We start from the raw sequence: 22,306 nt of genomic DNA, 5'->3' as shown, positions 1-22,306 counted from the left end.
CTAGTATTTATGCTTCTCAAAAAAGTGATCATAGCAGACGATGAAGCTGCTGCCAGGACCATCCTGCAGCAGTACCTGGAAGAATATCCTGAAATGGAGATTGTTGCGCAATGTCAGGATGGCCTGGAAGCGGTAGCTGCTATAGACAGGATGGAGCCTGATCTTGTTTTCCTCGATATCCAGATGCCGGGCCTCAGCGGGTTCCAGGTACTGAGACAGATCATTCATGTGCCACAGATCATTTTCACTACTGCCTATGATCAGTATGCGCTGAAAGCGTTTGACTCCAATGCGATCGACTATCTTCTGAAACCTTATACACGAGAGCGTTTCAACCAGGCCGTTGCCAAAGTGCTTACACGCCAGGGTAATGATCTGGCCAGGCTGACAGCTCTCACTGATGCAGTGGGGCAACCTGAACAGGGATACCCGGAACGGATCCTCCTGGAAAGCGGAAACAAAATGATCAGCCTTGCTGTACAGGATATCGCGTACCTCGCAGCTGAAAAGGATTATACCCGCATCTACACTTTGCAAAAGAATTTCCTCAGTAATTACGGGATCGGTGTATTGGAGCAGCGGCTGAATCCTGCGGCGTTCATCCGCGTCCATCGTTCCAGTATCGTAAACATCCATCATATCAGGGAAGTGTATAAAGAGAATAATGATGCTTACCTGGTACTTAACAATGATGTCTCTCTCAAAGTGAGCAGGGGATATATCGATAACCTGAAAAAGCTGATGTACTAAAGCAGATTGCGCCGGCGGCTTCCAGCAACATTCATTATAACAGGGGAGAAAGCAGCCTGGCTGATTTCTCGAGTAATTGCCGCCAGGTGCTGCGCTTCATCCATTCAGCATATATTACTTCTTCCGAATCTTCCAGGTCCTGCAGGAACACTTCTGTCATCTTTTCTCCAAATCCCTGGTCGTAGATAATGGTATTGAGCTCAAAGTTGAGGTCGAAGCTTCGGAAGTCGATATTGGCGGAACCCACCATGCTCAGTGTTTCATCTATCACCAGTGTTTTGGAATGCACAAATCCTTTCTGGTAAAGATAGATACGCACGCCGCATTCGAGCAATGGTTCAAAGTATGATTGCGTGGCATAATTCACCGTTTTGGAATCCGATATACCGGGGACCAGTAACCGCACATCACAGCCACTGAGTGCGGCTTTTTTGATAGCGTCGTAAATACTGTTATTGGGAATGAAATAAGGTGTGGTGATATACACTTTTTGCTGCGCATTGGCGATGGCAGTGAAATAGCTGAGCATCACATCCGCGCGTGGATAATCGGGACCGCTTACAGCGATCTGTGTGAGCATTCCGAAATCAGGACGGCGGTGGGGAATGGGAAAGATCTCATTGTTCGGCGTGAGATTCTGGTCTGAGCAAAAGTTCCAGTCGGCCAGGAAATGGTATTGAAGGTTGAGCACGGCCGGACCTTCGATCATCACGTGAGTATCGCGCCAGTAAAGCTTTTTAAGGTCTTCTCCATTGATATACTTGTCAGATACATTGATGCCGCCGGTAAAGCCTGTTTGTCCATCCACAATGATCAGCTTGCGGTGGTTCCGGTAATTGATGCGGCTGGCGAGGAAAACGAAATAGATCTTGTAAAAGGGATAGATCTCAACACCGGCCTGTTCCAGTTCCCGGACCCATCTTTTCTTTAGTCCGTTGCTGCCGAAATCATCGTAGATGAAGCGCACTTTCACACCTGCGCGGGCCTTGCGCATGAGGATGGCTTTGATCTGATTGCCGATCTCATCATTATCGTAAATATAATATTGGATATGAATGCTGCTTTGCGCTGCTTCCAGCGCTTTGATCACATCGGGGAATTTGTTCTCTCCGTTCAACAGGAGTTTGATATGGTTCAATGATAAGAAAGAAAGGGAATCCCTGATCAGCAGTTTGGCGAGGCCGGCGAAATTGCCCACATCATCGTGGTGCGACTGGAGTAATCGGAGGGCGGATTCATCGATGTCTTTGCGGAGGTTTTGCAGCAGGTATTCGTCTGTAATGATCTTTTTATTGTAGATCTTCCGTTTCCTGTAATTGACGCCCAGAGAAAAATACACAATGCTGCCGGCAACCGGCAGTACGATAGTGAGGAGCAGGTAACCCAATGCCTTGCTCACATTCACCGTATCGAATATGATACGGATCATGGTAAAGATCATCAGGGCATAGACACATACAATCAGGATGATCTCAGTAACTGGGCTCATATTTGTTGGTTAAAGGGCGGCCGGGCCGGGGTTACCCTAGTATCTGAACGTAGGGCAAAGGCTTTGGCGGCGGTCGCCATTGTATTCGTCGTAAAATCCGCGCTTCATCAATGCGAACTCCAGGGCGCCGCGTGTATTGTTGTACTGCTTGAGCCCGGAAGTGGTTGCATCGTAGGTGAAGGTAAGACGAATACTCTTCCATTCAAACCCGATCATGGGAATAAAGGCATCACCTGGGCGGTAGTAGATACCCCCGAGTACCTGGGATTCGCCTTCTTCGCCCAGGTTGTACTGGGCATAGAGGCCGCCAACAGTTTCAGAAGCATTGGCCTGCCGGGAATGGTACACCATCGGGTTCACGATAACGTCCTCATGCACTTTGATGCTGGCATTCAGGAATGCGGTATAACGCATGGGGATACGCGAATTTTCATCGCCGATTGGATCTGTATTGAAGAAGGACTCACGGGGCCTGTTGAGGTGCCAGGCGGAAACGCCGGCATTGATATATACTTTATCTGTAGGGAAGAACGCATAGTTCATGCCCATCTGTACATCAAAATAGTTGATATTGGGATTGTCGAGATACGCGTTGGTAGGGAGTTTGCTGTCGAAGAATTCGCCGTCGAACTGGTCTGGGAATTTAAGATCGGTGGTGTTCACGCGCTTGTTCACCCAGCCGATATTGAAGCCGGCAGAGATGAGGTGGGCTACGCCAATCATCTGGTGGTAGGCAACGGAGCCATACACTTTGGTGGAAGTGAGACTGCCGGAACCCGCCTGGTCGCGAAGGATCAAACCACCAACCCCCATCCAGCCACTGGTGATGCGGTCTCTGAAAATCTGTGCATCGCCCCAGATGCTGTAAGTTTTATAAGGCATGGTCATAATGGTAGACCACTGGTTCCTGTAATTGGCGCCGATACGGTAATCTGCATCGGGAATAAATCCTGTATTGGCAGGATTGGTGCTCAGTGGAGAATTGAACCACTGGGAGAAATGCAGGTCCTGAGCCTTCAGGTTGCCCATGAAAATCATTCCTGCCAGCGTTAGAATATATGAAATTCTCAGGCAGGAATGGGTCCTCGCCGCGTTGCTGCACATATCTGGTGACTGATGGCTGGATTTCATGTGAAATGATTTATCGTATCAAAGTAATATCGCCCGTTTTTGTTACCCTTCTTCCGTCTGTAAACTGCACTTCTAACGTGTATACGTATACGTCCATTGGCTGCAGTTGTCCGCGGAATGTACCATCCCATCCGGCGAGCCTGTTATTGGTTTCGAAAACTTTCTGGCCATTACGGTTATAGATCTTCCAGGTCATGGTACTGATACCAAAACCCTGCACCATCACGATGCTGTTCCTGCCGCCGCGGCCTGGGGTGAATGCATTGGGTACGTCCAGTAAAGGATTCACCCAGGCATGCACGATAGTAGTGGCTGTATCTGTACATTCATACTGGTTGAAAGTGATCAGGGTTACATTGTATGTGCCGGTTGCATTGTACTGATGATGCACAGTGTCCAGGTTATTGGTGATCCTTTCTTCTCCGTCACCGAAGATCCATTTATGTCTTATGCCGTTGGAATTGTTCGTGAACACGGCTGGTTTGTTGATATCTGTAGTTTGATCAGGTTGTGGTCCTACCACTGCAACTGGTTTGGGATTCACTGTGAGGGTGAATGTGGTATCGTGCACCTTGTTGCAGGTGGAGTTATCGTAAGCTGTCAGCTTAACGGTATAGGTACCCAGGTTGGGATAGGTATGTGTTGGATTCTCATCTGTTGAAACAGGACTACCGTCGCCGAAGTCCCATTCAAAATTGGTACCTGCGATGGAGGTATTGGTGAAAACTGCATCATATGGCTGACATCCCATTGGCGGCGTTACAAATTGCGCGCGAACATTGGCGGCAATACGAACATTCTTCACTATTGTATCGGGTGAGTTGCAATAGCGGTCGTCATTGGCGAGGATGAGCTTCACCGGATAAGTGCCAGGTCCGAAGAATTTATGGGTAATGTCCCTGTCGTCCGTGGTCACTTTTGCTGAGCCGTCTGCAAAATCCCAGGTGAAGGAAGTTGGCAGGAATGGCTGTGCATTGGGTGCGAGTGTAGACAGGTTATCCAGCAGGAATTCAGTTGATTCGCAGGGGCCGAGTTTAGTGAAGGAGAAATCGATATTAGCCTTATCGTCTCTCACAAGGATGGTGAGATAAGATGTGTCGCGGATATTACAACTTGCCGAATCAACTGCGATCATGCGTACCCGGTAGGTTCCAATGTTATTGTAGGTGAAAGCGGCAGTGGGGTTTGGCAGGATCTCATCAGTAACGCCATCTCCATCGTAATCCCATTCATATGTTTTTGCATTGGCGATGGTATCGCGGAAGGTTACGTCAAATGGCGCGCAACCGGATGTATCGGGCCTGCCTTGAGAATATGCTTTGGGGGCGGAGATCACGCCGGCAAAATTGAAGCGGATCTTTACTGCTGCCAGGTTACAGCCTGCGTCTCCGGCGCCATTGGTCTGGGACCATACATTGGGCGTAACGGGGAAGGGCTGGTTGATCGGGTATTGTGCTCCCCGGAAACAATTGGCGCAGATTGCCTGGTAGATAACGCCCAGTTCATCGTAGCGGCTGGTGCCGCCGTCTACGTGTTCCCCTTCGCCACCCATCTGTCCGAAGTAAGAGCCATACAATAATTCTGCCGCATCTTTCTTCAATACAAAGAAGTAGAGGTCCCGGTCATCTGTGGTGGTCTTCATCGCGTCGGCAGAGAGGGGCATTCCCAGTACGCCACCTGTATTGTAAGGATTGGAGTTGGGAGCGATCCATCCACCCCATCCAGAAATATAAACGTTTTCGCAGCGGTCCACGAGGAAGGCTACGGGAGACATATTTGGTTGTCGCTTTCCGTTACCAAATACAGTGCTGTATTCGATGCCTGAGAGGTCTCTTTTCAGTTTGACAATGAACTGAGCGGAACCGGCCTGACCGTATGCTGCATTGATGATGGGCCAGTTGCCGCCTTCGGTAACGCCCATCACATAGGGGTATTGATTGCGATCGAAGCGGATACCGTAAATGGCATCGAAGGAACCTGTACCGAGATAAGTGCGTTTGATGGCTGTGTTTCCATCGTTGCTGATCTGCAGGATGAAACCATCCATGCCACCTGCAGGATCTGGTTGATGGGCACCGGTATTGCTGCCGGGCAGGTCGCCGCTGTTAGTGGTGCCTGCCACGTAGATATCGCGGGTAACCGGGTGCACGGCCAGTACAAAAGCGCCATCATCGCCGCTGCCGCCGAGGAATGAGCTCCAGACGAGGTTGCGGCAATCACGATCGATCTTCAGTACAACGCCATCCTGCCTTCCACCGCCGGGAGTTTGCTGGAAAGCACTGCCGGTTACATGGAAGCCACCGGTGGCGCTCAGTGATTGTGTTTGGGCTGCTACATAAATGGCGCCATCTGCATCCAGCACCACTTCGCTTCTTGAATCATCTCCGTAGAAGCGCATGGTGGATGCTGCTGCAGGGCCGGAGCCGCTACTTCTTTGTCTCTCTTCATAGTTCACACAATCCGCTCCGCTGCCGCCGATCACGATGGACCCGATAAGGGCATTGCCATTCACACTTAACTTGGTGATGAAGAGATCAGCATTTCCGCCTCCGCCAAGAATACCACTGGTGGTGGCATCGATGGGAAAGGAGGAACCGGAATAAGTTCTTCCAATGATCACGAGATTGCCTGCGGCATCGCAGATCAGGCTGTGTGGGTATTCGGAATCACTTCCGCCAATATAGGTTGCCCATGCACGTTGGCCATTGGGTGTGAATTTGAAGATGCCCACATCGGTACCGCGGCCGGCAACGCCACCCTGGAAATTTTGCTTGTAAGCGCCGGGCGTAGTGCGGAACCCTTCCCCGAAAACGATACTGCCTGAATAAAGGGAACCATCCGGCGCCGGTGTGGCGGTGAAACCGTATTCATTGGCGAAAGATCCGGTGAAGGATACGAAGATCACAGTAGGGTCTATCACCAGTGTGCTGTTCTTATTATGGTCCTTTATATCGAATTTTACCGTGTTGCTGTTGGCGACCACAAATTTACATTCCACTTCCTGGCGGCCGCTGCTCATATCGAACTGGTAGGAGTAAGGATATCTTTCACGTACAGAACCAACCGAAGTTTTGATCAGCAACTCACCATTGCGTGTAGACAGTTTTTCTGCGCCTGAATATTTCATGCGCACTTTACCGGGATCTGCTCCTGGATGGACGATGATATCGTATTTGAGATTTCCGTAATCTGCGTAGTAGCGGACATCGATGCCCTCATAAATATTTTTATAAGTGAGCGCAGTGTAGGTGCCTACATTGCTGGCCCATTTGGAAGGATCGTTGCCAATGAAATAGCTGGTATTGTTGGAGACAGCTTTTTCCGGAATGATCTGCGGATTGGGATTGGCGCCTTCGAATTCTACCAGGTAGGTATGACCGCGAACGATCATCGGGTTGGGATCCTGCGAATTGTTGTTGCGGCCGCCGGCGCCTGGTTCCAATGGATCCCGGGTAGTGTTGGTGGCAGTGCGTTTGTCGCGTGGTGGACGGCTGATGCCATTGTCGCCATGGCCATGATGATAATGTTTGTGCGCGCGGTCGAGATCATCAGGGTGGTACATGTTCACGGAGAAGCCGCGGGACGTTAAGAAGAAAGCGCCTGTTGCGAATTCTCCCTTGAACCTTATTTCCTTATTCCACTGACCCTTGTTCTCAATAAATTCAAAAGTGCCTGAGCCATTCTGTGCGGACAAATGGAGGGTGGCGAGACAAAGCAAAGCAACGGCTATCAGATTTTTCCTGCCCAAGATTTCTTTTTTACAATTTACTGAAATAATATCTGTAATGGCGTTACGGCATGCGTAACAGACCGGGAAAATTTAAGAGATTTTACTCCAGGCAGTCTTGCCCTGTAAGGATTGCAGATAGTTTTTGAGGCGCAAATTATTGGCCGAGCTGAGGTCCGGGTCCGTATCTATGATGCGGCTGGCCATTTCTTTTGCCAGTTCGAGCCATTCCCTGTCCTGCAAGATGTTGGCCAGCTTGAAATTCAGCATTCCACTCTGCCTGGTTCCTTCAATATCACCGGGTCCGCGCAGCTCCAGGTCTTTCTCTGCGATCTTGAATCCATCAGTTGTTGCCACCATCGTCTTTAACCGTTCGAGTGCATCATTGTTCAGTTTATTGCTTGTTAATAAAATGCAAAAGCTTTTCTCGCTTCCTCTTCCCACTCTTCCTCTGAGCTGGTGCAATTGCGATAAACCGAATTTTTCTGCACTTTCAATCACCATCACACTGGCATTGGGCACATCAACGCCTACTTCTATCACTGTTGTAGCAACCATGATTTGAGTGTCATGGTCCTTAAAACGTTGCATGTTGGTTTCGCGTATCTCGTTGGTTTGTCTTCCGTGGACCATGCTGATCCAGAACTTCGGTTCGGGGAAATATGCTTTTACATTTTCATATCCTTTCATCAGATTCTCGTAGTCCATTTTCTCTGATTCTTCGATCAGGGGGAAAATGATATAAGCCTGTCGTCCTTTTTCAATTTCTGATCGTATAAATCCCATTACCTGGCTGCGCGTCTGCTCATAACGATGTACGGTTTGAATGGGCTTACGGTTGGGTGGAAGCTCATCCATAACGCTGTAATCGAGATCTCCGTATGCTGTCATGGCCAGGGTTCTCGGAATGGGCGTGGCCGTCATCACCAGCACATGCGGAGGGATGGATGCCTTGGCCCATAATTTGGCGCGCTGGGCTACGCCAAAGCGATGCTGTTCGTCCACAATCGCCAGTCCCAGGTTGTTGAAGATCACAGGATCTTCCACCAGTGCATGTGTTCCTATAATAAAATGAATGGCGCCACTGGCCAGTTCTTCCAGGATCTTTTTCCTTTCAGATTTTTTGGTAGTGCCGGTGAGGATCTTCACATTCACGGGCAGGTCTTTCAGCAGTTTGGCGATATTGGCATAGTGCTGGCGGGCAAGGATCTCTGTAGGGGCCATCAGGCAGCTCTGGTATCCGTTATCTGCAGCCAGCAACATCACCAGTAATGCTACAATTGTTTTGCCACTGCCTACATCGCCCTGCAAAAGACGGTTCATCTGTTTGCCGGTGCCGGTATCTTTCCTGATCTCTTTCACCACTCTTTTTTGTGCGCCGGTGAGTTGGAAGGGAAGATGATTTTCATAAAAATCATTGAACAGTTCACCCACCTGCGAGAACACAACACCGCGTGAATAGCGGTGGCGCTGGGATTTGATCAGTCCCATTCTCAGCTGGGCGATAAAAAACTCTTCAAATTTGAGCCGGTTCATGGCCGCCTGCCAGGCTTCGGGCGAAGGGGGAAAATGAATATGCTGCAGGGCCTGGAACCTGTTTACAAGTTTGGTATACTGAAGTATTTCTTCGGGGAGGTTTTCGGGCAGGTCCTGTTCCCTAAGCTGTGAAACCAGGGTCTGTGTGAGCTTGCCTATCTGCCGGCCTCCGAGTCCGCGGGCTTTGAGCTTTTCTGTTGTTGGATATACGGGCTCGAGATAAGCCTTGGTTTCTTTGCCAACTTCCTGCAGTGATTCGATTTCAGGATGCGTCATCTGTGGTTGCCCCTGGAAGAAACTCACTTTGCCGAATACACGGAAACCGGATCCGATGGTGAGTGTTTTTTCCATCCAGGTGATGCCCTGGAACCAGATCAGCTCCATGGTTCCGGTTTGATCGCGGATCTCGGCCACCAGTCTTCTGGCTCTTTTTTCCCCGATGATGTTTACACTGGTGATGCGGCCCGCTACCTGGATATAATCGGTATTGGGCGTGATGTCCCTGATGAGGTTCACGCGGGTACGGTCTACATGCCGGAAAGGGTAGTATTCCAGCAGGTCCCTGAAAGTGAAAATGCTCAGCTCCTTGCGCAGCATTTCCCCACGTTGCGGGCCTACGCCTTTCAGGTATTCAATGGGACTGGTCAATATGTGGCTTGCTCCGGAAATGCTAAATAATTTGGAGCAAAAATAACCTATTCTTTCACATACACTTCAATCCATGAATTGCTGCTCGGTTTTCTCGTAGCGGGGAATACATCGATCTGTTTATAATCTTTCAGCAGCGCTTCGCGCACGCGGAAGGGATAGAAATTATTTGCGTAGGGAATGTATTCGTACAAAACGAGATCGTAGTGTTTCCTGTGGATACGGTCAACGAACATATCCGTTTGTTTCACGAACATGCCTACGCCCTGGTGGAACCAGAGGGGATAGTAATCACCTGCTTCCAGTGAATAGGGAATTTCTACTGCCAGCGGCGTGAGCTCAGACATATTCAGCACTTTCAGGTTCTTGTTGTTTTTCACCAATGGCATCGCCATCAGTCTTTCGATACCATCCACTGTGGGGCCGGGCACAAGGATCTTTTCAAATGCTTTTAGATTGGGAACACGCCATTGGCTGAGTGGCACATCTGTAGTATCAAGGCTGAGTATATAAGTGTTCTTGTTCACTACATTCGGGTACTCGATACCGTTATACTTTGTGGTAGCAACCGGTTCGCCACCTCCCTTGAATACGAAACGTTCGAAATATTTCCATACCATATGGCTCCACCAGAGCAGTACGCCGATGGTCCCCACGATGATATATTTTTTTTGGTCCCAGTCTATGGGCAGCAATTTACCCAGCATGGCAAAAATGAAAATGAAAGCGAAACTATGGAAGAAGATATTGTTATCGGCCGGCACATAACTGGTCACCTGGAAGATGGCCGCTTCGGCCATGATGCCAAGGGTAAGGAGCGTAAAGATCATTTGTGGTTTATCGCGCCAGTATGCTGACCAGTTTTTGATGGTCACCATCAACAATAGTGCAATAATGAACAAATAGAACTTCAGCCACATGGAAGCGTGCATGAATTCCCCGATGATATCCCTGAGGGATACACGAGAAGTATGTGGTGGCTGTCCATGATTGAACCAGTACCCAAACCCATGACCGGTGAAGGGCAGGATCATTACCAGGGCTGTTATAAGCGTGGCGCCCACGAAAACACCGGCGGGCAGCCATTTTTTTTCCGTGAGACCGGTATAGAACAGCAGTGCGAGGCAGATGAGGAATCCGAGTGCACCGCCATCCTGTTTGGTGAAGAAGGAGAAGAAGAGGAACATGCCAGCCGGGATCAGCCATAGCAGCTGTTTCCGGCTCCGGGTCCCCGTAAGATATTTCAACAGGAATGCGATACCGATCAGCTCATACACGATCACAGTATGATTGTACCAGGGCCAGTAATTAAGAAAAGAATAAGAGAGGCTGAATAACAGCACTCCCAGGAAACGTAGTCCTGGCTGCACTTTCAGGCTTTTACCGATAGACAGGAACGCAAATCCTGATAAGAGATTGATAAATGCCTGCGCCTTTACCAGGGTGATCAGCTGAGGACCGAACAATTTGAAGAAGAGTGCAGGCACCGCCCAGTACATATAACCGAGGGGGATCCCGAAGTCTTTGTAGGGAAGTTGTCCTTCAGACATACGGTAGGCGCCTTCCCAACTCAGGAAAATATTGATGCGATACGGGAAAACGGCAAAGAGGGGGGCGATCGCAATGACTACGATCACCAGGATTTCGGCGATTGCCAGTAAACGTTTCATATGAACAAATATAATGTGCATCCCCTGAACATGGAAATGATTGATCCGCTACCTTTTAGTGGTATTGCGCCTTCGGGGATTTGGCTGTATCTTGCGCCCCAGATAGCAGCGATCATGCGAGATTATATTAAATTGTTGCGGCCAAAGGATTGGGCCAAGAATCTGTTCCTGTTCGTACCTTCTTTTTTTGCAGGTAAGTTGTTCAACCTGCACAAATTTGAATTACTGATAGGTGGTTTTATCGCGTTCAGTTTTCTCGCCAGCAGCATTTATATTCTCAATGACTACCGTGATATTGAAGCGGACCGTAAACACCCGACCAAGTGCAAACGCCCGCTGGCTGCAGGTTCTGTGAGTAAGCCCACAGCGCTCATTGTCTGCTTCCTGCTCCTGGCAGCTGGTTTGCTGATCAGTTACCTGTTAGACGGCAGCGGCAAATTCCTCTTCGTTACTTCCCTTTATTATTTACTGAATATCGGTTATTGCTTTGGGTTGAAGAATGTGAGCATACTCGATATGATCATCGTGGCCATTGGCTTTGTGCTGCGTGTGAAAGGAGGCTCCGTACTGGCTGAAGTTGACCTGAGCCAGTGGCTTACCATCATGACCTTCCTCCTGGCCATTTTTATGGCAATAGCGAAAAGAAGGGACGATGTTATGCTAAAAACAAGCACAGGGCAGGAAATGAGAAAAGTGATAAAAGGCTATAACCTGGACTTCCTGAACACCATGCTGGGCCTGATCTGCGCCATATTAATAGTGACATATATCAATTATACGGTAAGCTCTGCCGTGCTTTACAGCCAGTTCGGCCACCGTATCTATTATACCGCCCTTTTTGTGATTGCAGGAATTATGCGATATTTGCAAATCACCTTCGTCCTGAACAAGGCCGGCTCACCTACCGAGATCCTGTACAAAGACCGATTTATCCAGGTTACCCTCCTCTTATGGATTGCCAGTTTCTTTTTCATTTTGTATATGAAAGATGTAACGATTTTTGACAAATAAAACATCCTGGCAAGTTTGTTATGAAAAAAGTGATCGCCAACTGGGGCAATTACCCAGCTATGGAAAGCGATGAACGGCTGTTCTCTTACGATGACCAATTACAGGACATCATTCGCAGCAGCCAACATTTCATCCCCCGCGGAAATGGCCGCTGTTATGGCGATGCCTCCCTCGGCGAAGAAACCATCAACACCATCAAATACGATAAGATTCTCTCCTTCGATACAGAGAACGGCGTATTCGAGTGCCAGAGCGGTCTCACACTCGACCAGATCCTGGAAGTGATCGTTCCCAAAGGATGGTTCCTTCCTGTTACACCCGGCACCAAATTCATTACTGTCGGTGGCGCCGTGGGCAGCGATGTTCACGGAAAGAACCACCACGTGGATGGTACATTCGGTCAGCATATCACCGATATGGATATCATCCTGGCCAATGGTTCATCGGTTACCTGTTCCCCGTCTCAATTCCCGGACCTCTTTGAAGCAACCTGCGGCGGGATGGGACTAACAGGAATGATCACACGAGTTAAATTCCAATTAAAAAAGATCCCTTCTTCCTATATCAGTCAAAAACAGATCAAGGCTGCCAATCTGGATGAACTGATCCGTTTGTTTGAAGAGTACAAGCACTATACTTACTCCATGGCCTGGATCGATTGCCTGCAAAAAGGCAATAGTTTTGGCCGTGGTATCATGACCATCGGTGAGTTTGCAAAACCTGAAGAGCTGAATGAGAAGCAGCGCAAAGCCCCGCTGGCGCTGCCTAAGAAGAAAGCCATCACCATACCCTTCAATTTCCCTTCCTGGAGTTTGAATACATTCACAGTAAAGGCTTTCAATTTTCTTTATTACAATAAAAATGTAAAAAAGGAAATCAGTTCCGTCACAACCTACGAGCCTTTCTTCTATCCGCTGGATGCACTGCTGCACTGGAACCGTTGTTACGGGAAGAAAGGATTTGTGCAGTACCAGTTCGTGTTGCCGTTGGAAGCCAAAGAGGGGCTGATCGATATTCTCAGCCGCATCGGTGCAAAAGGAATGGGCTCCTTCCTGGTGGTGCTGAAAGTTTTCGGTAAACAGGAGAACAGCCTTATCTCATTTCCATTCGAAGGATATACACTGGCCCTGGATTTTCCCGTGCGCAAAGGATTGTTCGAGTTCCTGGATGAACTGGACCAGGTGGTGCTCAAATATGGCGGCAGGCTTTACATGAGCAAAGATGCGAGAATGAAGCCTTCCATGCTGGAAGCAGGTTACCCGAGATTGCAGGAATTCAAATCGATCGTTCAGAAATATAACCCGGAAGGAAAGATCCGTTCCATCCAGTCAGACAGGCTGGAGCTTACAAAGTAAATCACAAAGAGAAACAACCGCATAATGCCTACCGTTCTAATTCTTGGCGCTGCTTCCGATATGGCTGTGGCAATAGCAAAGAAATACGCTTCCAAAGGATTCAATGTGCAACTGGCCGCCCGCAATACCGGCCGGCTTCAGGCACTGCAATCGGATATAGCTATCCGTTATAATGTTCAATGCAGCCTGCATGAATTCGATGCACTGAATTTTGAAAGCCATCAGTCCTTTTTCGATGGGCTCACTCAAAAGCCTGAAATTACTGTTTGTATTTTTGGTTACCTGGGAGACAATGAAACTGCCCGTGCCAACTGGCATGAATCAGCGAAGATCATCAACACCAACTATACAGGTACTGTGAGCATCCTCAATGTGGTCAGCAATTTTTACGCTGCACAGAAAAGCGGCACCATCGTGGGGATCAGCTCTGTTGCAGGTGAACGCGGCAGGCAGAGTAATTATATGTATGGCAGCGCCAAAGCGGGTTTTACGGCCTATTTGTCCGGTTTGAGAAACCGTATGTTCCATGAAAACGTACATGTAACAAGCATACAGCCCGGATTTGTATACACCGCTATGACCGCGAATATGAAGTTGCCGCCATTGCTGACGGCAAAACCGGAAGATGTAGCCAATACTGTGTTCAATGCGGCCGCTAAAAAGAAGAATGTGGTATATGTGAAATGGTTCTGGCGCTGGATCATGCTGATCATCAAATCTGTTCCGGAATTCATGTTCAAAAAATTAAAATTGTGAGCAGAAGGATCGCCTTTTTTGATTTCGATGGCACTATCACCACAAAGGATACCATGCTCGAAATGATACGGTATACTTTCGGGCCCTGGAAATTCATGCTCGGTTTTATGCTGAACAGCCCGTTCATTGTGGCTTACAAGCTGGGGCTGATCTCCAATCATGTGGCCAAGCAACAGGTGTTGCGTTTCTTCTTTGGCAAAATGAGCACTGAGAAATTCAATATGCTTTGCCGTGAGTATGCGGAGGAGGCTATTCCATTGGTGGTTAGGACAAGGGCTTTGAAAGAAATAGCCTTATTGAAATCGAATGGTGCTGCTGTAATAGTGGTATCAGCCTCACCGGAGAACTGGCTCCAGCCCTGGTGCGATGCCAATGGGCTGCAGTTACTGGCCACGCGTATGCAGGTCAGCAATGGACGGATCACCGGAAGGATAGAAGGATTGAATTGTCACGGTGTTGAAAAAGTGCGCCGCATCCGCGAATCATTCGATCTTACTCATTTTGACCAGGTATACTGCTATGGAGACACAAACGGTGACAAGCCCATGCTGGAACTTGCCACCGTGTCATTTTTTAAACCATTCCGCTAGAAGCACTACTACTTCTTAACGATCTTTCTTACTTCGCGCCATCCATTTTCCCCGGTAATGGCCACCAGGTAAATGCCAGTATTGAGGTCGCGGGTATCGATATCTGCCATCAGCTGGTCTTGTTGCTTGGCGTATTGTGATTGTTTGATCAGTCTTCCATCCATGCTCAGGATCCGTACTGTAAGTCTGCCGCGTTCCTGGTTGTTCACGGATACCCAAAGCGTTTGCTGCACGGGGTTAGGGAAGAATTCAGTATTCATACTTAGCTTATCCCGGTGTACAGGAACGATTGTCGAATACATGGGTTTACCTGCCGAAATAATTTTCAGCCGGTAATAGGATTGTCCGTTCGCATGGAACCAGCTATAGGTCTGCTGTGGCATCTTACCGGTACTGCGGGTGGAATATACAGTAGCGAATTTCTTTCCGTCATCGCTTGCTTCGATCTCGAATTGTTCATCGCCGGTTTCTTCGGTAGTGCTCCATTTAAGCTGAGTGCCTGTTCCGCTGGGATAAGCAGTGAAGGCTTTCAACTTGATGGGCAAAACAATGGAATTGGACTTCACCACCACAGTGTCTTTGGTGGTGGCGCCCAGGTTATCGGTGGTAGTCAGTTCAAACTTATAATCACCGATCAGGAGGTTAGAGATCCTTGGCGCTGGTGCATTGGCGTCAGATAATGAGTACACTGCAGGGCCATCGATCTTATTCCAGCGATAACTTACAACAGTGCCATCAGGATCATAAGAGCTGCCTCCGTTGAGATCGGCTTCGGCGATCAATACTTCCTGGTCGGGACCTGCTTCGGTAACAGGAGGAATATTGGGCGCAGTGCCATTCACCACGGTGATGGTTACCTGATCTACTGACCAGTCTGCACGATCATCCACTGCTTTCAGTTCGTATACATAAGTGCCGGCTGAGGTGAGGTTCACTACACGGGTGAGGCCATCGGCAGATTCTGGTGTCATGATCGTACCTACAGATGGGCCTGATACTTTTCTCCAGAGGAATTTCACCAGTTTCCCGTCTTCATCCTTTGAATACACGGCGCTGAGATTTACCTGCGGCCTTGCAGTGGAAATGGTGGCATCGGGACCTGCATTGGCGATGGGTCTGCGGTTAATGGGGAGCGATTTATTTTGTCCCAGGAACCACTCATACAGGTTTGGGTTCTGGTTGTTATGCGTAACATCATAAACGCGGCCCCAGATAGCGTGACCGCCGGTTGGCCAGATGGTCATGATGGGATCCACTTTCGGGTTACAGTTGTTGCGGATATTGGTGATACTGCCGATAGTGCAACTGACAGGCGCAGCGCTGTTGTCGTCATTGGCATGAAAGCTCCACATGGGCAGGTCTGCTTTGGCGATATTGCACCAGTCGGTACTCTGGCAGGCGCCGCAACTGGTAGCGATAGCGGCGAATTGTCTTCCATTGGCTTCAGACGCTCCGCAATATGACCAGGTCCCGCCTCCACCCATACTGAGGCCGGTCAGGAAGATACGGTTCTCGTCCACGCTGAAATTGGCTTTACCGTATTTGATCATTTCATCGATAATGAAATTTTGCCAGAAGCTGTAATAGTTCTCGTTCAGTTGCGGCATCAGCACGATAAAGGATTCTGTTTTTCCATTCCAGGTGAAGGTCATATTATGGCCGTCGCGGATATTTCGGGGGAGGCCCTGCTCAAGTACACGGTATAAGGTGGTGGTGCCGTTCCCGCGTTCGCCATAACCGTGCAGGAATACGATCATTGGGTATTTGATCGAAGGATCGTAGTTCGCGGGTTTGAACTCATAGAAAGCGATGTCTTCATTGCTGCCTGTTTTCTTGATGGTCCTGGCTGTCAGCTGCGCGCTGGCCGTGGCGGTTATGAGCAGGCACAGGATTGCTAGTAAATTCTTCATGAGGTTCGGATTAAAAGAGTGAAAAGGGCTGTGCTAACGGTAAGGAACAATCGAAAATAACGGGTACAGTAACAGGAAAGCGGACCTTTTCAGCCGGGAGGCTGGTAGTTGCCGTAATAATAGGTGCAGAGCAAACAGTGGATTGGGTATTGTTTGGTCTTCATAGGGATTAAATTGTGTAGAAATATAATCAATTAATGTACCATTGGCGCTGAAATCCCCCTCCATTGCAGCATTCAGGCGAAAATCGAGTGTTTCTGCGGGAAAGCTTTTTCGGGCTTTTCCGGTGGGGAATACCAGCGGGGGATCGTAGAACTGACATGTAATTTTTGCAGATGGCAGTTGATTTTCTTTAATAAAGCTTTAATAAATGATCGTTTTGGTAGCTGATCAGCCTCTTTTTTTAAGTTCGTTTTAATGTCTGTTAGTGGACTGTTAAGCTCAGAACCAGCTGATTAAACAGGCATTGGCTTTGTGCAGTCTAAAGGGAGATCATAAAAAAACAGGAATATGAAAAATTTCATCTTAACCATTGGAATAGCGGCTTCGTCCATGCTTGTTCTGGCTGGATGTACAAAAGACCCGCTCGATAACATGACAGAGGAAGAAAGCAGGATCTATATCACCAATCATGATAGAACCGCTGCCTTTTCTTCTTATACAACATTCAGTGTGGCCGACTCCGTGGCCGTGATCGATAATAATAAACTGTCCGAGAAATCTTTGACGGATGTGGATGCTGCATTCATCGCAGCCGTTAAGAAACAATTGCAGGACAGAGGCTATACCCTCGTAGCCAAAGATGCGGACCCTGATCTGGGTATCAATATCAACCGCATCTACAATACCTATTCCGGTATCGTGAGTTATCCTGACTATTGGGGTGGTTATCCCGGTATCTGGGATCCCTGGTACTGGGGTTATCCTGGATATGGCTACTACTGGCCCGGGTTCTATGGAGTATACTCCATCAAAGAAGGGGCGCTTTCTATCGATGCGCTGGACCTGAAGAATGCAGACAAGGACAATAAGATCCATGGAGTATGGAATGGTCTGATCCGGGGTTCCGGTATTTTCCGTCCGGGTGCAGGCGATAGCCAGATCAAAGCCCTTTTCGATCAGTCACCTTACTTCAAAAGAAGCTAAGCAGGTGAACTATTGTTGAACTGAAAAAAATTAGCATCATGAAAAAGATCAGCATTATTGCTTCGATGATAGCCGGTGCACTGCTCGTTACCCTGTTGCCCAATCAAAGCCAGGCACAGCAAGGCGTCACCAAATTGAATATCGGTTATAATATTGCTTCCCCGCTGGGCTCATTCAAAGATGAGGTGAATAAGACCTCCTTCCGCGGTTGGACAGCCAACGTACTGTATGGGTTAACCGATAAGATCTCCATAGGACTTGGAACAGGTTACCAGGACTTCTACCAGAAATATCCACGGGCCAATTACAAACTGGAAGAAGGTGGCGATATCTCTGCTGTAGTGAGCAATTCCATCCAGGTAGTACCGATCCTGGCAACAGGTCAGTACAACTTCCTTCCAGAAGGCCGCGTTCAACCTTATGCAGGTGTTGGCGTGGGTGGTAACCTGGTATTCTATCGCCAGTTCCTGGGAGAGTTCTCTAACAGTAAAACCAAATTCGGATTTGCGGTAAGGCCTGAAGCAGGTTTGTACATTCCGTTTGGAAAGCAGAGCCGATCAGGAATTACTTTGAATGCGAACTATAACTATATGCCGTTTAATTATAATGGCGTAAAACAATTGAGCAACTGGGGCGGTGGAATAGGTGTGAAGTTCCCTTTAGAGTAGTTGCCGCCTCCTGATATAAAAAATCCGGCTGTAAAACGAACCGCGCGGGAGAGAGGTGATTGGGCTGTGATTGGTGTGGTTGGGCTGTGGTAATATTATTAGACTTCTTCGCTTACGTTTTGAAGGCCGGAGTTTTTTATATCACTCGGCTGAGGTGCCGGAAAGTGCAGCAGTTTTTGTGAAGAAAGATATTTGTCCGGATGAATGGATAAAGCCCGCGGAAGCGGGCTTTTGTGTTTTATTCCTTTAATTAAATTCTTGTGTATTTGTCCAATTAGTTCAGCTGCGGATCGATGGGGTAGTTGGCCATCATCTCGTAATCCCCACCCAGGTCCTTCAGGGCATCTTTCCAGATCTCGTCTATTTTTTTATGGAATACGAGTTTGCGGGTAGCCTGTGCAGTGAGCCAGGATTTTTCCTTCAGTTCGTCATTCAGCTGGCCATTTCCCCAGCCGGAATAACCGATGAAGAAACGGATCTTGTTGAGATCAAGTGTGCCTTCTTTGATGAGGGAAATGGCTGTCTCGAAATCGCCACCCCAGTAAATACCATCCATTACCTGGAAGCTGCCGGGTATCAGTTCAGGGTATTGATGAAGGAAATGGATCGTATCCATTTGAACCGGGCCTCCGTAAAAAACGGGGAGTTTAAGTTCTTCGAGGTCGTTCATCAGTTCGTCGAGCGTATGATTGAAGGTTTTATTGATCACGAAACCAAAACTGCCTTCTTCCTGGTGATCGCACAAAAAAACCACTGTTCTCATAAAATTGGGATCCTTGAGAAATGGTTCTGCTATCAACAACGTACCTGGACCGGGAACTATCATATTTCTAAATTAAGACTTATATATTATTGACAAAATGATTGTTTAAAAAAAGAAAGGTTGCTCAAAACTTCCTAAGTTAGCGGCGCGGCACTGATAAAACTTAGTTAAAAGGAATCGTCTTCATTTAACTGGTTCCTGCCGTTCATCACCAGTTCATTAAATTTGCCGTTTGAAATTACCTGCTGAGGAAAAATGATCTGACTTCCCTAACCAATGGGATTGCTGCCGGTGGAGAGGATGCGGGTAATGACAGCGACCACAAAAACATATCATTTGCAACTGAGGAAAATATTTCCTGTGATCATTGTACTGATCAGTCTATCACTGATCGGCACGATCTACGTACAGTATAACTGGCTGCTTACCATGGAAGCAGAAAAGCAGCACGAATTCAAATCGAAACTTGTGAGGTCGTTGGACGAAGTGGGCAAATCGCTGATGGAACAAAAAGGCACTTTGCCTACGCTCAAAACCTTCCGCAACAAACCAGGCCTCACCTGGCCCTCTGAACAATTCCGCCTGGAGTTGATGAAGCCACCTACCATCGCGCAGAAATTCACGGAATTTGAAGTGCAGGAAAAACTGCAGAAAGCTTTCGATAGTCAGGATGGTCTGAAAGGGATCAAGTTCGAGTTCGCCATCACGGCCAACGTGAACCTGATGCACTATGAATTGAAATCCGCCAACTTCATCAATCTCTGGCAGGACACCGTGAACAACCAGCAATTTGTTTACTATTTCCAGCCCGAAAGCGGCTCCGATCTCGAGAACCTGGTGCCTGAAGAAGTGATGATGCTGGTTGTGCCCAACGTGAAGAAACTGGTATTGAAACAAATGAGAGGGATGATCATCGGGGCCATCTTCTTCACCATCGTGATCATTCTCGCATTCTATGTAACCGTAGCTGCACTGATACGTCAAAAGAAAATGAGTGAGATCAAGAACGATTTCATCAATAACATGACGCATGAGTTCAAAACGCCGTTAGCCACCATATCGCTGGCAGTGGATGCACTACGGAACGAAAAAGTATTGCAGGACCGCCAGAAGATGGAATATTTCAGCGGCATCATCAAGGAAGAGAACAAACGGATGAACAAGCATGTGGAAACCATTCTGCAGGCAGCTGTGATGGACCGGCAGGAATTACAACTGGCCAAGCGCCCTGTACATTTACATGAACTGCTCAATGATATCATCGAGGATTATACGTTAAGACTCCAGGAAAAGCAGGGCAGCGCTGAATTACAGCTCAATGCCCGCAGGGACCTGGTGGAAGCCGATCCCGTGCATTTCAGGAATCTTTTTTCCAATCTCATAGACAACGCAGTAAAATACTCCAACGATAATCTCTTTATCAGGATCACAACGCACAGCACCAATAAGAACCTGGTGGTGCGGGTTGAAGACAATGGTATCGGTATGAGCAAGGAAACGGTACGCCGGATCTTTGAAAAATTCTACCGTGCCCATACCGGCAATATTCACAACGTGAAAGGTTTCGGTCTTGGTCTCAGCTACGTGAAAACCATGGTGGACGCACATCACGGGAAGATCAAGGTAGACAGTACACTGGGCAGGGGCTCTGTGTTCACACTCGAATTTCCCCTGTTGAAAGCAACAGCCGTTGATCCTGAAATGGCTTAATGCCTGAAGAGCAAACAGCCATCTCCATAACTCAGGAAACGGAATTTATTTGTCAACGCATAATGGTAGATCTCCTTCCATTTTGGACCGGCAAAAGCCGCTACCAGTAACAGCAATGTGGATTGTGGCTGGTGGAAATTAGTGACCAGCGCATGAGGGATGCGAATGGTGTAGCCTGGTGCTATCAACAGTTGTGTGCGGGTGAGCAACCTGTTCAAACCTTTTTGTTCGAGATATTGCAAGAGCCCTTCCAGCGCGGCTTTTGCAGGAATATCCCCATTCATTTCATAGGCATCCCATTGTTGTACAGTCAGTTCTTCCGGCTGGATGTCCGGCTGCGCCAATGTTTTGCAGCCCAGCCAATAAAGGGATTCGATGGTACGCAGAGAAGTGGTCCCTACTGCTGTGATACGAGAATCGAGATGGTCAATCAAATTTCGTATGCTCTCCGCCGTTACATCGATGAATTCAATATGCATCGGATGGTCTTCCAGTGTTTCTGATTTCACGGGTTGGAAAGTGCCTGCGCCTACATGCAGGGTAACGAAGCTCCTGGCGATATGCTTTGCATCCAGTTTTTGAAAGAGGGTATCTGTGAAATGCAGGCCGGCTGTGGGAGCAGCTACAGATCCTTCATGTTTTGCATAGATAGTCTGGTAGCGGTCCTCATCTGCCAGTTCTGCTTTCCTTTTGATATAGGGTGGGAGTGGCATTACGCCGGCAAGGTGTAACACTTCAGCGAAGCTGAGATCCGGTTGGTCCCAGCTGAGTTCAATGGCAAAGCTGTCTTTTATCTTTTCAATGTAAGTGGCGTGCAGCGTAAGTTCCGTGTTGCTGTGCGCAATCTTTTTTTCTAAGATATTGCCGGGTTTCCATTTAGAGGCGCCGCCAACGAGGCACATCCAGGTTACCGATCCGCATGTGCTCATGGCCGTGGTGATGTCAGGATATTTCACATGTGGTTCCAGGCAAAAAATCTCTATTGTGGCTCCGGTTGTTTTTTGAAAAAGCAGCCTGGCAGCTACCACGCGTGTGTTGTTAAAAACCAGTAAGGAGCTGGAAGGAAGATAGTGATCGAGATTACGATAAATATCTTCACTGATTGTTGAATCTTTCCAGATAAGTAAGCGCGATGCATCCCGGTTGGGCAGGGGATATTTGGCGATCAGTTCTTCGGGGAGATCGTATGTGAAATCTTTGATAGCTATTTCTTTGGGGTGCATGCGCGCAAAGGTAAGGCGGACAGTGCAATAGTAAGTTGATGTAACGGTTCAGTGTATGCCCAATCGCTCGCCTCCGGCGAGTGATTTTTATTTAGTCGCCTCTGGCGACGCGGTGGGGCTGACTAAAAAGGCGGAGAGCTGGCAGTCGCTCGCCTCTGGCGAGTGACTTCTATTTGTTCGCCTCCGGCGAACACCGTGTCGCCGGAGGCGACTGAATAAAGCT

General features: G+C 48.2%; 16 protein-coding genes. 8 read left to right on the top strand and 8 right to left on the bottom strand.

The window, feature by feature from the left end:
• Positions 1-9 precede the first annotated feature (9 nt).
• Positions 10-750, top strand: a complete 741-nt coding sequence (locus D9Y29_RS18180; protein ID WP_127130839.1) for a LytR/AlgR family response regulator transcription factor — start codon at positions 10-12, stop codon at positions 748-750.
• Between the two features lie 34 nt (positions 751-784).
• Here the strand turns inward: D9Y29_RS18180 and cls are convergent, their stop codons facing one another.
• The 5 genes from cls to D9Y29_RS18155 form a co-directional block, all read right to left on the bottom strand.
• A complete protein-coding gene (gene cls / locus D9Y29_RS18175; protein WP_127130837.1) occupies positions 785-2,239 on the bottom strand; it encodes a cardiolipin synthase in 1,455 nt (484 codons plus the stop codon).
• 36 nt (positions 2,240-2,275) lie between these two features.
• Positions 2,276-3,370, bottom strand: coding sequence for a PorP/SprF family type IX secretion system membrane protein (locus D9Y29_RS18170; protein ID WP_127130835.1), 1,095 nt, complete (start codon positions 3,368-3,370; stop codon positions 2,276-2,278).
• Between the two features lie 10 nt (positions 3,371-3,380).
• Positions 3,381-7,118 (bottom strand): DUF7948 domain-containing protein, encoded by a 3,738-nt coding sequence (locus D9Y29_RS18165; RefSeq protein WP_241237974.1) that lies wholly within the window; start codon positions 7,116-7,118, stop codon positions 3,381-3,383.
• 72 nt (positions 7,119-7,190) lie between these two features.
• Positions 7,191-9,281 carry an ATP-dependent DNA helicase RecG gene (gene recG, locus D9Y29_RS18160; protein WP_127130833.1) on the bottom strand — a complete coding sequence of 697 codons (2,091 nt, stop codon included), beginning with the start codon at positions 9,279-9,281 and terminating at the stop codon, positions 7,191-7,193.
• A gap of 47 nt (positions 9,282-9,328) precedes the next feature.
• Positions 9,329-10,951 carry a hypothetical protein gene (locus D9Y29_RS18155; protein ID WP_127130831.1) on the bottom strand — a complete coding sequence of 541 codons (1,623 nt, stop codon included), beginning with the start codon at positions 10,949-10,951 and terminating at the stop codon, positions 9,329-9,331.
• On the opposite strand from D9Y29_RS18155, the gene D9Y29_RS18150 reads away from it, so the two are divergent.
• The 4 genes from D9Y29_RS18150 to D9Y29_RS18135 are packed head-to-tail and all read left to right on the top strand — an operon-like array spanning position 10,952 to position 14,663.
• Positions 10,952-11,962 (top strand): decaprenyl-phosphate phosphoribosyltransferase, encoded by a 1,011-nt coding sequence (locus D9Y29_RS18150; RefSeq protein WP_241237973.1) that lies wholly within the window; start codon positions 10,952-10,954, stop codon positions 11,960-11,962. It abuts the gene before it with no gap.
• Positions 11,963-11,982: 20 nt separating this feature from the next.
• Complete coding sequence (locus D9Y29_RS18145) at positions 11,983-13,317, top strand: FAD-binding oxidoreductase (protein ID WP_127130829.1); 1,335 nt, start codon at positions 11,983-11,985, stop codon at positions 13,315-13,317.
• Between the two features lie 24 nt (positions 13,318-13,341).
• On the top strand, positions 13,342-14,073 hold the full coding sequence (locus tag D9Y29_RS18140) for an SDR family oxidoreductase (RefSeq protein WP_127130827.1): 732 nt from the start codon (positions 13,342-13,344) through the stop codon (positions 14,071-14,073).
• Positions 14,070-14,663 (top strand): HAD-IB family hydrolase, encoded by a 594-nt coding sequence (locus D9Y29_RS18135; protein WP_164735463.1) that lies wholly within the window; start codon positions 14,070-14,072, stop codon positions 14,661-14,663. Before D9Y29_RS18140 ends, D9Y29_RS18135 begins: the two co-directional genes overlap by 4 nt.
• A gap of 8 nt (positions 14,664-14,671) precedes the next feature.
• On the opposite strand, the gene D9Y29_RS18130 is transcribed toward D9Y29_RS18135, so the two are convergent.
• The gene (locus tag D9Y29_RS18130; protein WP_127130823.1) at positions 14,672-16,573 is read right to left on the bottom strand and encodes a PKD domain-containing protein; all 1,902 of its coding nucleotides are present in this window, start codon (positions 16,571-16,573) and stop codon (positions 14,672-14,674) included.
• Positions 16,574-17,083: 510 nt separating this feature from the next.
• On the opposite strand from D9Y29_RS18130, the gene D9Y29_RS18125 reads away from it, so the two are divergent.
• A complete protein-coding gene (locus D9Y29_RS18125) occupies positions 17,084-17,719 on the top strand; it encodes a DUF4136 domain-containing protein (RefSeq protein WP_127130821.1) in 636 nt (211 codons plus the stop codon).
• Between the two features lie 38 nt (positions 17,720-17,757).
• Positions 17,758-18,387, top strand: a complete 630-nt coding sequence (locus tag D9Y29_RS18120) for an outer membrane beta-barrel protein (protein ID WP_127130819.1) — start codon at positions 17,758-17,760, stop codon at positions 18,385-18,387.
• Positions 18,388-18,661: 274 nt separating this feature from the next.
• On the opposite strand, the gene D9Y29_RS18115 is transcribed toward D9Y29_RS18120, so the two are convergent.
• A complete protein-coding gene (locus tag D9Y29_RS18115; RefSeq protein ID WP_127130817.1) occupies positions 18,662-19,213 on the bottom strand; it encodes a YqgE/AlgH family protein in 552 nt (183 codons plus the stop codon).
• A gap of 273 nt (positions 19,214-19,486) precedes the next feature.
• Here D9Y29_RS18115 and D9Y29_RS18110 point away from each other — a divergent pair, with 273 nt between their 5' ends.
• On the top strand, positions 19,487-20,860 hold the full coding sequence (locus tag D9Y29_RS18110) for a sensor histidine kinase (RefSeq protein ID WP_241237971.1): 1,374 nt from the start codon (positions 19,487-19,489) through the stop codon (positions 20,858-20,860).
• Here the strand turns inward: D9Y29_RS18110 and D9Y29_RS18105 are convergent.
• Positions 20,857-22,083 (bottom strand): S-adenosylmethionine:tRNA ribosyltransferase-isomerase, encoded by a 1,227-nt coding sequence (locus D9Y29_RS18105; RefSeq protein ID WP_127130813.1) that lies wholly within the window; start codon positions 22,081-22,083, stop codon positions 20,857-20,859. The genes D9Y29_RS18110 and D9Y29_RS18105 overlap by 4 nt on opposite strands.
• Positions 22,084-22,306 lie beyond the last annotated feature (223 nt).

Origin of the sequence: Pseudoflavitalea rhizosphaerae (assembly GCF_003991355.1) — a bacterium.
GTDB classification, from domain to species: Bacteria; Bacteroidota; Bacteroidia; order Chitinophagales; family Chitinophagaceae; genus Pseudobacter; species Pseudobacter rhizosphaerae.
The sequence above is the reverse complement of the archived record's forward strand: the minus strand, read 5'-3'. Positions and strand labels throughout refer to the sequence as shown.

Bases quoted from the DNA above. Each gene is read 5' to 3' on its own strand.
- D9Y29_RS18180 (WP_127130839.1), top strand. From the start codon at position 10: ATGCTTCTCAAAAAAGTGATCATAGCAGACGATGAAGCTGCTGCCAGG.
- cls (WP_127130837.1), bottom strand. From the start codon at position 2,239: ATGAGCCCAGTTACTGAGATCATCCTGATTGTATGTGTCTATGCCCTG.
- D9Y29_RS18170 (WP_127130835.1), bottom strand. From the start codon at position 3,370: ATGAAATCCAGCCATCAGTCACCAGATATGTGCAGCAACGCGGCGAGG.
- D9Y29_RS18155 (WP_127130831.1), bottom strand. From the start codon at position 10,951: ATGAAACGTTTACTGGCAATCGCCGAAATCCTGGTGATCGTAGTCATT.
- D9Y29_RS18150 (WP_241237973.1), top strand. From the start codon at position 10,952: ATGAACAAATATAATGTGCATCCCCTGAACATGGAAATGATTGATCCG.
- D9Y29_RS18145 (WP_127130829.1), top strand. From the start codon at position 11,983: ATGAAAAAAGTGATCGCCAACTGGGGCAATTACCCAGCTATGGAAAGC.
- D9Y29_RS18140 (WP_127130827.1), top strand. From the start codon at position 13,342: ATGCCTACCGTTCTAATTCTTGGCGCTGCTTCCGATATGGCTGTGGCA.
- D9Y29_RS18130 (WP_127130823.1), bottom strand. From the start codon at position 16,573: ATGAAGAATTTACTAGCAATCCTGTGCCTGCTCATAACCGCCACGGCC.
- D9Y29_RS18125 (WP_127130821.1), top strand. From the start codon at position 17,084: ATGAAAAATTTCATCTTAACCATTGGAATAGCGGCTTCGTCCATGCTT.
- D9Y29_RS18120 (WP_127130819.1), top strand. From the start codon at position 17,758: ATGAAAAAGATCAGCATTATTGCTTCGATGATAGCCGGTGCACTGCTC.
- D9Y29_RS18115 (WP_127130817.1), bottom strand. From the start codon at position 19,213: ATGATAGTTCCCGGTCCAGGTACGTTGTTGATAGCAGAACCATTTCTC.
- D9Y29_RS18105 (WP_127130813.1), bottom strand. From the start codon at position 22,083: ATGCACCCCAAAGAAATAGCTATCAAAGATTTCACATACGATCTCCCC.